Below are 15,169 nucleotides of genomic sequence, written 5' to 3'. Positions count from 1 at the left end.
AGCCGGACCCGCCGCGCAGCTTCCCGCGAACTACGCCCCGGGATGGGCGAGTTCGATGTCGTGGTCGTGGACGTCGGCGCCGGAGACGGCCACCCCGGCGGCGTGCGGCGGGTAGCCGGTCGCGACGACCGTGTACTGGCCGCTGTCCAGGTCGGAGAAGGCGTACGCACCGTCGTCGCCGGTGGTGGTCGTGCCGACGACGTTGCCTGCGGCGTCGACCAGCGTGACCCGGGCGTCGCCCAGCGGGCCGCCCGCCGCCCGGACCGTGCCCCGGACATGGGCGCCGGGCCACAGCTCGACGTCGACCCGGGTGGTCCCGGTCGCGGCTATCTCGACGGGCAGGGCGAGGGGCCGGTGCTTGGGCGAGCTGACGGCGAGGGTCACGGTGCCCGGCACCAGGTCGCCGACCGCGAACTCGCCGAGCCCGTCGGTCTGCTGGGTGGCGAGGACGTCCCCGCGCACGTCGGTGAGGATCACGGTCGCCCCGGCGACGGGCGCCCCGCTGTCCGCGGCCCGCACCGCTCCGGCCAGGCCGCTGCTGCCGGTGAGCAGCAGGTCGTAGGCGACCGGCACGCTGCTCACGACGAGGGTGGTGGCCTGTGGCCGGCAGCCGTCGGCGGAGGCGATCAGGACGTACGTCCCCTCGCCGGGCGCCGCCACCGCATAGCCGCCGTCGGCGTCCGCGACCGCGCGGCCGAGCTGCCGGCCGCCGGGGGAGATCAGGGTGACGGCGGCCCGGCCGACGCCGGTTCCGTCGGCGCCGCGTACCCGGCCGTGCACCTGGATGCCGTCGTCGCCGACGACGGGGACGACGCGGACGACGTCCGGCGAAGCCGCTGCCGCGCCCGGCGCCTCCTCGGCCGCAGGTCCGGCCACCGGCTGTACCGCCCCGCCGGTCGCTGCGCCCGTCGCCCCGCCCGTCGCCGCGGCCGGCTTCCGGCGCGGGATGAACGCGGCGACCAGCAGCGCGATAACCGCCGCGCCCGAGCCCGCCGCCATGACGACCTTGAAGCCGTTCTCGGAGGGCACGTTCACCGGGCCGAGGGCGGTGGTCATCTGGGCCAGGATCACCCCGGCGACGGCGCTCGCGGTCGACGTGCCGATGGACCGCATCAGGGTGTTGAGGCTGTTCGCGGCGGCCGTCTCGTGCGGGTCGACGGCGCCCATGATGAGCGCGGGCATCGCGCCGTAGGCGAAGCCGATGCCGGCGCCGATGATGCAGGAGACCAGCACGAGCTGCCAGACGGCGTCCATCAGCACGATGTTGAGCCCGTACCCGGCGGCCACGATCACCGCGCCGCACATCAGGGTGACCTTCGGGCCGAAGTTCCTGGAGACGAGGGCGGACAGCGGCGCCGTCGCCATCATCACGAGGCCGGTCGGGGCCATCACCAGGCCGGCGGCGAGCAGCGACTTGCCCAGGCCGTAGCCGGTCGCCTCAGGCAACTGCAGGAGCTGCGGAAGGACCAGGGACATCGCGAACATCGAGAAGCCGAAGGCGATCGAGGCGAGGTTCGTCACGAGAACCTGGCGGCGGGCCGTGGTGCGCAGGTCGACCAGCGGTTCCCGGGTGCGGAGTTCGTAGAACCCCCAGGTGAGCAGGGTGACCACGGCGGCGGCGAACAGGCCGAGCGTGGTGGCGCTGCCCCAGCCCCAGTCGGCCCCCTTGGAGATGCCGAGCAGCAGGCAGACCAGGCCGGCCGCCATGCCGAGGGCGCCGGGCAGGTCGAAACGCCCGCCGGTGCGTACCTTCGACTCCGGCACGAGGGCCAGGACGAGCAGGGCGGCGACGACGCCGAGCGCGGCCGAGGTCCAGAACAGCATGTGCCAGTCGAAGTGGTCGGCGATCAGCGCTGCGGCGGGCAGCCCGAGGGCGCCGCCGACACCGAGCGAGGCGCTCATCAACGCCGTGGCGGAGCCGAGCCGTTCGGCGGGGAGTTCGTCGCGCATGATGCTGATGCCGAGCGGGATCACGCCGGAGGCCAGCCCCTGCAGGGCGCGCCCGATGATCATCGGCACGAGGGTGTCGCTCAGCGCTGCGGTGACCGAACCGGCGACCAGCATGACGATGCTGGTCAGCAGCATCAGCCGCTTGCCGTACATGTCGCCGAGCCGTCCCATCACCGGGGTGGCGACGGCAGCCGCGAGGAGGGTGGCGGTGACGGCCCAGGCCGCGTTCGACGCCGAGGCATTGAGCAACTTCGGCAGTTCGGGCACGATGGGGATCACCAGGGTCTGCATCAGCGAGACCACGATCCCGCCGAAGGCCAGCACCGCGACGACTGCATTGGTCCGCGGCGCGGCGGAGCCCCCGGCGACTTCCGGCCGGGGCTGTGCATGGGACATGGTCGGGCCTCCGTTGGGCCGCTCGGGTCTGCACGACCCTCCCGAATGTAAGTCAATTGATTGACTTAAGCAACCAGGATTCGGGGGTGCCCGGTGAAGATTCGCCGCACGTCCGGCGTCGCGTCAGCTCGACTCCCGCACCACCAGCCGGCACGGCACGGTGTGCACCCCGGGCTCCGGCTCCGCGTCGATGGCCTGGAGCAGCCGCAGCGCGGCGATCCGGCCGATCTCGGCCAGGTTCATGTCGACGGTGGTGAGCGGCGGACGGCAGGCGAGGGCCATGGTGTCCCAGTTGTCGTAGCCGACCACGGCGATGTCCCCCGGCACGTCCTTCCCCCGCTCGCGCAGGGCGTCCGCGACCCCGCGCGCGATCTGGTCGTTCCCGCAGAAGACGGCGTCCGTGCCGGGCGCCGTCCGCAGCACCGCGTCGGCGGCGCGCCGCCCCCAGGCCTCGCTCCACTCCCCGAAGTGCACCCGACCCGCGGCGAGTTCGAGACCCGCCCCGGCCAGGTGCCCGATCGCGTGCCGGGCGCGGTCGCGGGCGGCCTGGTGGTGTTCGGGCCCGGTGACATGGGCGATACGGGTGCGCCCGGTGGCCAGCAGGTGTTCCACGGCGAGATGGGCGCCGCCGCGGTCGTCGGTGACGACGGAGGTGTCGGCGGGGTCGGTGGACGGGGAGAGGGCGTAGACGACCGGGATCGACGGGTCGATGCCGGTCAGCGGCGGGCGGGGGTCGGTACGGCGGCCGGTGACGATGACGCCGTCCACCCGCCGGTCGGTGAGGTTGCGCAGATGGTGCTGCTCGCGGATGGCGTCGCCGCGCGTGTCGCAGAGCAGGACGGAGATCTTCCCGGCGCCGAGCGCGTCCTCGGCGCCGAGCAGGACCGGGGTGCTGAAGCGGCCGATGCCGTCCGTCGTCATCAGGCCGACCGTCCAGCTGCGACCGCTGTGCAGGCTCTGCGCATGCTGGTTGGGCCGGAACCCGAGCTCCTCCACCGCGTCCAGCACCCGCTGCCGGGTCTCCGGGCGCATCCGGCCGGCGCCGTTCAGCGCCTTGGACGCCGTGCCCACGCTGACACCGGCAAGCGCGGCGACGTCGGCGAGCCTGGCCCGGCCGGTCGGCGGAGAGTCTGGAGCAGAGGTCACGGGCAAACCTTTTCCTTGGCGGTTTCTCGACCGCGTCGCCCATCGCACGGCGACAGAGCCGACCGTCATCCTCGCAGCCGGTCGGATGAAGCACCAGATCCAGCGGGCAACTTGAGAAATCCGTGCCGGGCGTCTTGACCCCTCCCTCCGACTGCCCTGTACTTCTCGGCGAGAAAACGGTTGCTCAAAATGGTCTCACGCTTCGTCACGCCCGATACTCCAGACGGCGTTCGACATATCGACAGTGCTGGCGTCAAGGCGTCCAGCCCCCTCCTCCCCCCGGAGAGCCATGCCCCGCACCCGCTCCGCCCCGCCCTCCCCCCTCGGCCCGGTCCGTCCCACCCCCGACGCCCGTACCGCGCTGCGCCCGGCGGCCGTCACCGTCGACGCGGGCTTCTGGCACGACCGTCGCGCCACCAACGCCCGGGTCTCCCTCCCGCAGGGCCCGGACCTGCTGGAGTCCGCCGGGAACCTGCACAACCTGCGGCTGGCGGCCGGCACCGCCGAGGGCACGTTCCAGGGCGCGTACCCGTTCGTGGACACGGACGTCTACAAGTGGCTGGAGGCGGCCTCCTGGCAACTCGGCGCCGCGGTCGGCGAGGTCGGCGAGGTCGGCGAACCGCTGGCCGCCGAGGTGGACCGGATCATCGCCCTGGTGGCCGCGGCCCAGCAGCCCGACGGCTATCTCAACACCTGGTTCCAGCTGGTCAAGGGCGGCGAGCGGTACCAGGACCTGCGCTGGGGCCACGAGTTGTACTGCGCCGGCCACCTGATCCAGGCCGCCGTGGCCCACCACCGCTCCACCGGCCGCACCGAACTCCTCGACGTGGCGCGGAAGTTCGCCGATCACATCGACTCGGTGTTCGGCCTCCCCGGCAGCGGCAGGCCCGTCGACGGCATCGACGGCCACCCGGAGGTCGAGACGGCGCTGGTGGAGCTGTACCGGGAGACCGGCGAACGACGCTACCTCGACCTGGCGGGCTACTTCGTCGACCGGCACGGCCACGGCCTGCTCGACGGCGACGCCTACAGCCAGGACCGGGTCCCGCTGCGTGCGGCGACGAACGTCGAGGGCCACGCCGTACGCCAGTTGTACCTGCTGGCGGGGGCCGCGGACCTGGCGGTGGAGAACGGGGACGCCGAACTCCGGTCCGCGGGCGAGCGGTTGTGGCACGCCATGACGACCACCAAGACCCACCTCACCGGCGGGCTCGGCGCGCACCACGACCGGGAGGACTTCGGCGACCCCTACGAACTCCCCAACGAGCGCGCCTACTGCGAGACCTGCGCCGCCATCGCCTCCGTCCAGTGGAGCTGGCGCATGGCGTTGCTCACCGGCGAGGCCCGCTACTCCGACCTGATCGAGCGCACCCTCTACAACGGCTTCCTGGCCGGGGTCTCGCTGGACGGCGAGCGCTGGCTGTACGTCAACCCGCTCCAGGTCCGCGACGGCCACACCGACACCGGCGGCGACCAGTCGGCCCGCCGCACCCGCTGGTTCCGCTGCGCCTGCTGCCCGCCCAACGTGATGCGGCTGCTCGCGAGCCTGCAGCACTACCTGGCGTCGAGCGACGAACAGGGCCTGCAGATCCACCAGTTCGTCACCGGGACGTATGCGACCGACCGGGTCCGGGTGCGCGCCGAGACCGACTACCCGTGGCACGGCACGATCGCGTTCACCGTCGAGGAGACCCCGTCCGACGGCCCCTGGACGCTCTCGCTGCGCATCCCCGAGTGGTGCCGGGAGTTCCGGGTGCGGTGCGGCGAGGAGACGTACGAGTCCCCGGTCGACGACGGCTGGCTGCGGCTGTCGCGGACCTGGACGCCGGGCGACCTGGTGGTGCTGGAGCTCGCCCTGGAGCCCCGGCTCACCGCCGCCGACCCGCGCGTGGACGCGGTACGCGGCTGTGTGGCGATCGAGCGCGGACCGCTCGTGCACTGCCTGGAACAGGTCGACCACCCGGGCGGCGGACTCGACGACATCGTCCTGGACCCGTCCCGGCCGCTCGCCGTGAAGCACCGCCCTGACCTGCTCGGCGGGGTCACCACCGTGGTGGCCGCGGGCCGGCGGCGCCGCATTCCCGACCGGGGCTGGTGGCCGTACGCCCCCGCGACCGGTGCGGAGAGCGAACCGGACGGCGAACCGGTCGAGTTGACCGCGATCCCGTACCACGTCTGGGCCAACCGCGAGGACGGCAGCATGCGCGTCTGGCTCCCCACCTCCTGAGACACCCCCGTCCTACGACAACGAGGTCACCCCGTGATACCCACCCGCCGTACTCTCCTGGCCCTCAGCACGGCCGCCCTCCTCCCCCTCACCGCCTGCGGTGGCGGTTCCGGCTCCTCGGGATCGTCGTCCTCGGCCGGCGGGACGTACACCTTCTGGGACCCGTACCCGCAGTTCGACGCCTCCTCGGACTGGGGCAAGCGGGTGGCCGCGTGCGGCACCACGGCCGGGGTGAAGCTCAAGCGGACCGCGTACGACACCACCGACCTCGGCAACAAGGCGCTGCTGGCCGCCCAGCAGGGCAACGCGCCGGACGTGATGCTGGTCGACAACCCGGTGGTCTCCACGCTGGTGGAGGCGGGGATCCTCAACAAGACGAGCGACCTCGGGCTCGACACCTCCTCGATCCAGAAGAACATCATCGGCGCCGGCACGATCGACGGCGCCGCCTACGGGGTCCCGATCGGCGCCAATACCCTCGCGCTCTACTACAACAAGAAGGTGCTCGCCGCGGCCGGTGTCGACCCGGCCTCCGTCAAGGACTGGGCCTCGCTCACGGCCGCGCTGAAGAAGGTCGAGGCGGCCGGGAAGAAGGGGATCACCTTCTCGGCGATCAACACCGAGGAGGGCAGCTTCCAGTTCCTGCCCTGGTTCTGGGGCGCGGGCGGCGACCTGACAAAACTCGACTCCGACAAGGGAGTTGCCGCGCTGGCCCTGTGGAAGCAGTGGGTGGACGCGGGGTACGCCCCGAAGGACGTGCTCCAGAACACCCAGACCACCAGCTGGCAGGAGTTCGCCACCGGCGACTACGCGTTCAGCGAGAACGGCACCTGGCAGCTGGGCAACGCCGACAAGGCCGGCTTCGGCTACGGCGTCATCAGCATCCCCGCACAGAACGGCGGTTCGGCGCCGGTGCCGACGGGCGGCGAGTTCGTCACCGTACCGGTGCAGAAGGACACCTCGCGCTACGACGTCAGCAAGAAGATCGTCGCCTGTCTGACCAGCTCCGCGAACCTGCTGGCCACCGACACCACACTCATGTACGTGGCGCCGACCTCGGCCGTACAGACCGAACAGGTGGCCAAGAACGCCGAGTTGAAGCCCTGGGTGGCGGCGGTCGCGGCGGCCCGGGGCCGGACCAGCGGCGGGCTCGGCACGAAGTACCCGACGATCTCGCAGCCGATGTGGACGGCCGTCCAGGCGGCGCTGTCGGGGAGCAAGAGTCCGCAGGACGCGCTCAGCGCTGCGCAGGCCGCGGCGGGCAAGGGCTGACCGGTGGCTGTTCATCTGCGGGTCGGTGGGGGCTTGGAGCGCAGTTCCCCACGCCCCTGTAGGGGCGCTGCACCACAGGGAGTTCACTTGTCCCCGTCCCTTCGGAGCCGGCTGACGGCGCTTGCCTTCGTGGCACCCCTGCTCGCCTATCTCGCCGCTTTCTACCTCTACCCCCTCTACCGCAACCTCGATCTGAGCCTGCGCGACTACACCGTGCGCTCCTTCGTGGCGGGCGACGCGCCGTTCTCCGGCTGGGCCAACTTCCGTACGGTGCTGGACGATCCGACGTTCGGTCCCGCGATGCGGCACACGATGGTCTTCACCTTCGTGTCGATCGCCTTCCAGTACGTGATCGGGCTCGCCCTCGCGGTCTTCTTCAACCGGCACTTCCGGCTGTCGACCGTGCTGCGGGCACTGTTCCTGACCCCGTGGCTGCTCCCGCTGATCGTGTCGGCGTCCACCTGGTCGTGGATGTTCAACAGCGAGTCGGGGGTGGTGAACTACTTCCTGCACTTCTTCGGCGTCGCCCCGGTCGGCTGGCTGACCTCGCCGGACTGGGCGCTGGTCTCGGTGATCGTCGCCAATATCTGGATCGGCATCCCCTTCAACCTGGTCATCCTGTACAGCGGCCTGCAGAACATCCCGGGTGAGCTGTACGAGGCGGCGGCGCTCGACGGGGCGGGCGCCTGGCAGCAGTTCCGCCGGATCACCTTCCCGCTGCTGCGCCCGGTGTCGGCGATCACGCTGCTGCTCGGGCTCGTCTACACCCTCAAGGTGTTCGACCTGATCTGGATCATGACCAAGGGCGGTCCGGGCGATGCCTCCACCACCCTGGCCACCTGGTCGTACCAGCTGGGCTTCGGCACGCTGCTGCCCAGGTTCGGCCCCGGTGCCGCCGTCGGCAACATCCTGATCCTCATCGCCCTGGTCTTCGGCCTGCTCCACGTCCGCGTCCAGAGGAGGCAGGAAGCGTGAAGTCACGCGCCTACACCCTGATCGGCCTCCTCCTCACCGCGCTGATGCTGTTCCCGGTGTACTGGATGCTGAACGTGTCCCTCACCCCGCAGCAGGACATGCGCAAGGACCCGCCGGACCTGCTCCCGCTGCACCCCACGTTCGAGGGCTACCGGGCCGTCCTCCACGACCAGCTCCCCTACCTGGGCACCAGCCTGCTCATCGGCCTCGGCACGGTCGCCCTCACCCTCGTCATCGCCGCCCCGGCCGGCTTCGCCCTGGCCAAGCTCCGCCCGCGCGGCGGCGGCGCGCTCGGACTCGCCCTCCTCATCGCGCAGATGATCCCCGGAATCGTCATGGCGATGGGCTTCTACGGCGTCTTCCTGGACCTCGGCCTGCTCAACTCCTGGTGGGGGCTGATCGTCGCGGACTCCACCATCGCCGTGCCGTTCGGCGTCATGATCTTCACCGCGTTCATGTCGGGCATCCCCGGCGAACTCGTCTCGGCCGCCCGGATCGACGGCGCCGGCACCTGGCGCACCTTCCGGTCGGTCGTCCTCCCGCTGAGCCGCAACGCGATCGTCACCGTCTCGCTGTTCGGCTTCCTGTGGGCCTGGTCCGACTTCGTCTTCGCCAACACCCTGGACGGCGGCGGCAGTTGGAAGCCGATCACGCTCGGCATCTACAAGTACATCGGCAACAACAACCAGGAGTGGAACGCGATCATGGCCACCGCCGTCGTCGCCTCGGTCCCCGCGGCCGTCCTCCTGATCCTCGCCCAGCGCTATGTGGCCGCGGGCGTGACCGCCGGCGCGGTGAAGGACTGAAGAACCCGCCAACCCGCCCACTTCCTGAGGAGATCCATGCCATGAGCCGCATTCCCCGCAGAGCCGCCCTGGGTGCCGTGGTCCTCGCCGCCGCCGCCCTCGGCACCACCGCCCCCGCCCAGGCGTCCCCCACCTCCGCCACCACCCTCGTGGTGAGCGCGAACCAGACGCTGCGCTCGGTCACGCACGTCGCCACCGGCAGCCTCTACGGCCTGGACACGGCGAGTGTTCCCGCCGACAGCCTGGTCGAGCCGCTGAAGCCGAACACCTTCGTCCAGATGGCCCCCGGCGGCAGCCAGCTGCCCAACGGCGAGTCCAGCCCCGGCGGCGACGCCCTGGTCGTCGCCCCCGAGGCGGCGAAGGCCGGCGCGAAAGTCGTCGTACGGATGCCGGACTGGTATCCGAACTTCCCCTACAAGTGGGTGAGCTGGAGCGACTGGCTGTCGGCCGTGGACAAGCAGATCGCGTCCGTGCAGGCGTCCGGCGCCACGAACATCAGCGCCTACGAACTGTGGAACGAGCCCGACGGCACCTGGGACACCTCGGCGGCGGGCGCCTTCGACGACGGCTGGTCACGGACGTACAAGGAGGTCCGGGCCAAGGACACCGCCATGCCCGTCCAGGGCCCCAGCTTCGCGACGTACACCGACAGCAAGATGAAGACGTTCCTCCAGGACGCCATCGCGAACAACGCGGTGCCGGACATCGTCGCCTGGCACGAGCTGCAGAGCAGCGCGAACATCGCCGCGCACGTGGCCGACTACCGGGCGCTGGAGACCAGCCTCGGTCTCAGCCCCCGCCCGATCGCCATCGAGGAGTACGGCACCCCGAGCGAGGTCGGCGTCCCCGGGCCGCTCGCGAGCTACGTCGCCAAGTTCGAGCGGGCCGGCGTGCACGACGCCGAACTCGCCTTCTGGAACCACTACGGCACCCTCGGCGACACCCTCACCGACACCGGCGGCTCACCCAACGGCGCCTACTGGCTGTACAAGTGGTACGGCGACATGTCCGGGAACATGCTGGTCACCACGCCTCCTGCGCAGACGGGCATCGACGGTTTCGCCGCCCGCAACGGCGCGGGCAACCAGATCAGCGTGGTCACCGGCGGCTGCACCGGCTCGTGCACCGTCACCGTCAACGGGCTGTCGTCGCTCTCCGCCTTCGGCAGCACGGTGCACGTCAAGCTGGAGTACACACCGTCCAGGGGCCGGACGACCGCGGTCTCCGGGCCGGTGACGATCTCGGACACCGACTACGCGGTCAGCGGCGGCTCGATCACCGTACCCGTGACGATGAACGCCTCCGACGGCTACCACCTGACCATCACCCCGAGCGGTACCGCCACCTCACTGGCCGGCCGCTACCAGATCACCAACAGGAACAGCGGCCTCGCCCTGGACACCAGCGGCGCGGGCACCGCCCAGGGCACCCTCGTCGTCCAGGCGACCTCCTCCTCGGGCACCGACCAGAACTGGACCCTGGTGGCGGCCGGCAGCGGCCTCTACAAGATCCAGCAGCAGGCGAGCGGCCTGCTCCTCGGCATCACCAACGCGGGCACCGGGGACGGCGGCACCGCCCTGATCTGGGGCGACAACGGCACCGCCGACCACCTCTGGCAGCTGATCCCGTCCGGCGACGGCTACTACAAGATCGCCAACTACAACAGCGGCCTGCTGCTCGGAGTGACCGGCATGAGCACCTCGTCGGGCGCCCAGGTGCTCCAGTGGGACGACAACGGCACCGCCGACCACCTGTGGAAGCTGACCGCGCGCTGACATACGCCACAGTGAACCCGAGCACACCCGTGCGGGGCGACGAGCTGCAATCGTTGCCCCGCACGCCCCCCTTCGATGGATTTGCAGCCGGAAAGGCCGCCCCGCCCCCACCTTCCCAGGACCGCAGCTCCGACGGCCGACAGAACCGAACAGGTGACCAGCAAGGCGCGGTTATCGTGACGGGACTCATCGAACGCGGACAGAGCTGGCGGAGGACGGGCGGTGTCGGACGAGGGGCGACTGGTCGCCGGGCGGTACCGGCTGACCGAGCGGATCGGACGCGGCGGCATGGGCACCGTGTGGCGGGCCGAGGACGAGGTGCTGGCCCGGCAGGTCGCGCTCAAGCAGCTGCACCCCCGCCCGCACCTCTCCGACGACGAGCTGGCCACCCTCTACGAGCGCACCCGCCGCGAGGCCCGCAGCGCCGCCCGGGTCGTCCACCCCAACGTGGTCGTCGTGCACGACGTGGTGGACGACGACGGCCGCCCCTGCATCGTCATGGAGTACGTCGCCGCGCCCACCCTCGCCGACCTCCTCGACGACGGCCGGACCCTCCCGCCCGAGGAGGCCGCCCGGATCGGCCTCGGCATGACCGGAGCGCTGCGCGCCGCGCACGCCGCCGGCGTCCTGCACCGGGACGTCAAGCCCGGCAACGTGCTGCTCGGCCCGGGCGACCGGGTCGTGCTCACCGACTTCGGGATCGCGCTGACCGCCGGCTCGTCGACGCTCACCCAGACCGGCCAGATGGTCGGCTCGATCCCCTACATGGCCCCGGAACGACTGCGCGGCCTGACCCCGGGACCGGCCTCGGACCTGTGGTCGCTGGGCGCCACCCTGTACCAGGCGGTGGAGGGCCGGCCGCCGTTCCGGCGCGAGACCGCGATGGAGACCGCGTACGCCATCGTCACCGACCCCGTCGAGCCGATGAAGCAGGCGGGCCCGCTGGAGCCGCTCGTCCAGCTGCTGCTCGCCAAGGACCCGGCGGACCGCCCCTCGGCCGAGCAGACGGAACGGGCGCTGCTGGCGACCTGGTCGGGCGCGGCGACGGAGGCGGCCCGGCCCTGGCCGGGCGAGGTGACGGAGGGGACCCGACCCTGGTCGGGCGAGGGGACGCAGGGGACCCGCGGTCGGCCGACCGCACCGGTGCCGGCCGGGGCACAGCCGACGGCCACCGGCACGGGGCGCGGCACCGGTCGCGGCGCCGGGCGGCGGCGCGCCCGGCGGCGCCGGGGCGTTCTGACGGCCGGGGCGGTCACCCTCGTGGCGGCCACCGCGGCAACGGCGGCCCTGGTGCTCCCGCGCACCCACACCGGCAACCACGCGGCGACGACGTCGAGCCCGGCCGCCACCCCCTCCCCCTCGCCCCTCCCCCAGGGCTACCACCTCGTCACCGACAAGGCCCTCGGCGTCGCCTTCCCCGTCCCGGACGGCTGGACGGCCGCCACCCGGGCCACCGACGAGGTCACCTACAAGGACCCGTCCGGCCTGGCCGGTGTCACCATCGGCACGGTGGACCCGGCCGGCGCGAACCCCGTCACGCACTTCGCGGACATCGAGGCCAACACCAAGGTCAACTACCCGACCTACCGGAGGCTGCGGATGCAGCGGACGACCTTCCGCGGGCAGCCGGCCGCCATCTGGGAGTTCACCTTCCGGGGCCGGGCCCGCGCCTTCCGCGCCATCGACCTGGGCTACGGCAGGGAGGGCGGCCGGGAGTACGACATCTACCTCTCCGCGCCGGACGCGGCCTGGGCCCGCTACCGGCCGGTCTTCGACAACGTGAGGGACGGATTCCGTACGACCGGCTGACCGCTCGGCAACAGGGACCTCCGGCCGCTAGGTTGTCCGACATGAGCAACCTTGACCGTGCGCCCGTTCCGAGTGTGTGCGGCGGCCGCGGATTCGTCGTCGCCGAACCCGTCCGCGAGCTGCTGAGCCCCCGCCACGTGCAACTCGGCGAGTCGACCGAGGTGCGCCGACTGCTGCCGAACCTCGGCCGCCGCATGATCGGTGCCTGGGCGTTCGTCGACCACTACGGCCCCGACGACATCGCCGACGAGCCCGGGATGCAGGTCCCGCCGCACCCGCACATCGGGCTGCAGACGGTCAGCTGGCTGCACCAGGGCGAGGTCCTGCACCGCGACTCGACCGGCAGCCTCCAGACGATCCGCCCCCGCGAGCTGGGGCTGATGACCTCGGGCCGGGCGATCAGCCACTCCGAGGAGAGCCCCAGGCCGCACGCCCGCTACCTGCACGGCGCGCAGCTGTGGGTGGCCCTCCCGGACTCCCACCGGCACACGGACCCGAGGTTCGAACACCACCCCGACCTGCCGACGGTCACGGCCCCCGGCCTGACCGCCACGGTCATCCTCGGCTCCCTCGACGGTGCGACGTCCCCGGGTACGACGTTCACCCCCATCGTCGGCGCGGACCTGACCCTCAGCGACGGCACCGACCTGCGCCTGCCCCTCGACCCCGACTTCGAGTACGGGGTCCTCGCGATGTCCGGCGAGGTACACGTCGACGGCGTGCCGGTCCTCCCGGGCTCGATGCTGTACCTGGGCTGCGGTCGCACCGAACTCCCCCTGCGCGCGGAGTCGGACGCGTCGCTCATGCTCCTGGGCGGCGAGCCGTTCGAGGAGGAGCTGATCATGTGGTGGAACTTCATCGGCCGCTCCCAGGACGAGATCGTACAGGCCCGCGAGGACTGGGCCAAGGGCACCCGATTCGGCGAAGTAAAGGGCTACCACGGGGCTCCACTGCGGGCGCCCGCACTACCCGAGACCCCCCTCAAACCACGAGGACGGGTCCGCTGACCAGGCAAGACGCAAGTCTCTGCCTTCAGGTTCCCAGAGCCACCCGGACATCCGCCCCACCTCGACGTCCACTGACGCAAGTGTCCTCGGAGGCTGCTGTACCGGCCGCCTCCGAGAGGCTTCTCGATTCCAAGGTGTGGGCATCCGTGGGCATATTTGCCAGGACGAATGCTGACCCAATGCTGACTTTACTGACGAGTAGTTAGATGGCGACTGATGCGCCGTCCCCAGTCCCGCTGAGGGTGTGGCTGCGGCTCCAGGCGAGATGGCACTGCCGTCTGACGACGAACTGATGGAGGAGCTTCGAGAGTCGCAACGAACCGCTGAGCCGCCCGACGGCCTCTTGTGCAGGATCTACAAAGTGGGCCGTGCCGAGTTCGAGCGCACCTTGAGCACATCTGTCACCGCCATGCGTCACTCGCGCCCCTCTCGTGTGGCCTTATCACGTGTACGCGCCACGACAGCGCCCCCCGTCCACCTGCGTACGCATCGCCCCCATCCCGTGCTGAAGAACTACGGCACCGAAAGTGAACCTGCCGCCCAATACCTCCCAGGGCATCACGCGTGATCACGCCCCGGTCGGCACGCAATGCAGACCGCGTCCCACCTGAGGCAACCGGGCGCGCACAAGCAGCCCCATGCCGACGGCCCGAAGGCTGTTCGCACCGTCCGGGCATGGCGAGCAGCCACTCACGCAGAGCTGATCAGCACCCGAGGGGACCCATCTCGCCAATGCGGAATGCAGAGGCCGGGTACAGCAGCCAGCCCAGCGGCTGGGGGCCAACCCCGCCGGACCCAGGTAGCAGTCCCAGTCCCGGCCCGAGCGCGGGTCACCGCCGGCCCCAGCGGGCGGGCGGCGGAAGCAGACGCCGATCACCCGTCAGCGCAGACCGTACTGGGAAGCAGCCCCCAGGCACGGGAAGCAGCGAAACCGGTCAAACACGTTGCTCAAACCGATGGGACCATCCCCGCGGGCGCGGGGAGCAGCATCGCGGCGAACCAGGTGCTGTGCCGGGGGTCCTGCTCCCCGCACCCGCGGGGGTGTTCCCTCCGCTGATGGGGCTACTTGGTTCGCCGGGTCAGCCGGTCATTCCTTCTCTGAGGCAGCTGTGAGATGACGGCGGCAGATGTCGGCGGCCGTGAGGTGGGGTGTGTGCAGTGCATCGCTGTAGAGCCGCATCTCACGAGCTGCCCGGTCGAGGTGCTGCCAGAAGGCGAGCGGTAGGTCAAGGTCGTCACTGAGATCAACGAGACAGTCGAAAGCGAGTTCCAGCTCGTTGTGCTCCAGGAACTCAAGCGTTGCTGAGAGGTCAACGCCTGGCAGGTCTGTCAGGCGGTCCCGGGCGGCTTCGAGATGGCCGCGAGTCCGGTCCCAGCTGGCCTGAAGTACCTCACGATCAAGGGTCATGACGTCAGTGTCGTCGGTGCTGTCCGCATGGTCACGCGGCTTTCGCCGGTCGCCCGCCCCAGCGGATGCCCTTCTCGCTTCGGATGCGGACGCGTTCCCTGCGCTGGGCGGCGAGGACGTCGGGGTGGCGGGCGTTCCTGTTGCGCCAGCGGAGGCAAGCGTGCAGAGCGCGGGTCTGTGCGGTGTGGTTGAGGTGGTGGGAGTTGGCGATGGTGAACTGCCGCAGTGGTCCGAAGCGGGCCTCGATCGGGTCGGCCCAGGAGGCATCGTTGTCCCGGTCATCATCAGCCATCCCCAACACGGCTTAGACGCCATTTCAGTTGGCGTGATCTTGCGGCAGTCTGGGGTGATGACTGCTGCGCTTGTCGAGCGGATGGCGCCGGAAGAGCTGTGGACGT

Annotated in this window: 10 protein-coding genes and 1 pseudogene; 7 read left to right on the top strand and 4 right to left on the bottom strand. The window is 71.1% G+C overall.

What is annotated here, in order from left to right; all coding sequences use genetic code 11:
* Window positions 1-30 precede the first annotated feature (30 nt).
* Together AB0D74_RS33160 and AB0D74_RS33155 are read right to left on the bottom strand one after the other, a co-directional pair.
* Window positions 31-2,346 (bottom strand): MFS transporter, encoded by a 2,316-nt coding sequence (locus tag AB0D74_RS33160; protein WP_362595206.1) that lies wholly within the window; start codon window positions 2,344-2,346, stop codon window positions 31-33.
* Between the two features lie 123 nt (window positions 2,347-2,469).
* Window positions 2,470-3,492, bottom strand: a complete 1,023-nt coding sequence (locus tag AB0D74_RS33155; RefSeq protein WP_362595204.1) for a LacI family DNA-binding transcriptional regulator — start codon at window positions 3,490-3,492, stop codon at window positions 2,470-2,472.
* 289 nt (window positions 3,493-3,781) lie between these two features.
* Between AB0D74_RS33155 and AB0D74_RS33150 the strand changes: the two genes are divergently transcribed.
* From AB0D74_RS33150 to AB0D74_RS33120, 7 genes are all read left to right on the top strand, one after another.
* Entirely contained in the window at window positions 3,782-5,719 is a 1,938-nt protein-coding gene (locus AB0D74_RS33150) for a beta-L-arabinofuranosidase domain-containing protein (protein ID WP_362595202.1), read from the top strand.
* 33 nt (window positions 5,720-5,752) lie between these two features.
* Window positions 5,753-6,991, top strand: coding sequence for an extracellular solute-binding protein (locus tag AB0D74_RS33145; protein WP_362595199.1), 1,239 nt, complete (start codon window positions 5,753-5,755; stop codon window positions 6,989-6,991).
* An 87-nt stretch (window positions 6,992-7,078) separates the two neighbouring features.
* Window positions 7,079-7,966: a sugar ABC transporter permease gene (locus AB0D74_RS33140; RefSeq protein WP_362595197.1), complete on the top strand. Its 888-nt coding sequence runs from the start codon at window positions 7,079-7,081 to the stop codon at window positions 7,964-7,966.
* A 44-nt stretch (window positions 7,967-8,010) separates the two neighbouring features.
* Window positions 8,011-8,772 (top strand): carbohydrate ABC transporter permease, encoded by a 762-nt coding sequence (locus tag AB0D74_RS33135; protein WP_362595492.1) that lies wholly within the window; start codon window positions 8,011-8,013, stop codon window positions 8,770-8,772.
* A 41-nt stretch (window positions 8,773-8,813) separates the two neighbouring features.
* The gene (locus AB0D74_RS33130) at window positions 8,814-10,547 is read left to right on the top strand and encodes an RICIN domain-containing protein (protein ID WP_362595195.1); all 1,734 of its coding nucleotides are present in this window, start codon (window positions 8,814-8,816) and stop codon (window positions 10,545-10,547) included.
* Window positions 10,548-10,769: 222 nt separating this feature from the next.
* A complete protein-coding gene (locus AB0D74_RS33125) occupies window positions 10,770-12,356 on the top strand; it encodes a serine/threonine-protein kinase (protein WP_362595193.1) in 1,587 nt (528 codons plus the stop codon).
* 41 nt (window positions 12,357-12,397) lie between these two features.
* Window positions 12,398-13,363: a pirin family protein gene (locus AB0D74_RS33120; protein WP_362595191.1), complete on the top strand. Its 966-nt coding sequence runs from the start codon at window positions 12,398-12,400 to the stop codon at window positions 13,361-13,363.
* A gap of 1,087 nt (window positions 13,364-14,450) precedes the next feature.
* Here AB0D74_RS33120 and AB0D74_RS33115 read toward each other — a convergent pair.
* Window positions 14,451-14,771: a MafI family immunity protein gene (locus AB0D74_RS33115; RefSeq protein WP_362595189.1), complete on the bottom strand. Its 321-nt coding sequence runs from the start codon at window positions 14,769-14,771 to the stop codon at window positions 14,451-14,453.
* A gap of 31 nt (window positions 14,772-14,802) precedes the next feature.
* Window positions 14,803-15,036: pseudogene (locus tag AB0D74_RS33110) on the bottom strand (IS630 family transposase); the annotation flags it as partial.
* Window positions 15,037-15,169: the final 133 nt, after the last annotated feature.

The organism is Streptomyces sp. NPDC048278 (assembly GCF_040652195.1).
GTDB lineage: Bacteria > Actinomycetota > Actinomycetes > Streptomycetales > Streptomycetaceae > Streptomyces.
This window is presented reverse-complemented; position numbering and strand designations above follow the sequence as displayed.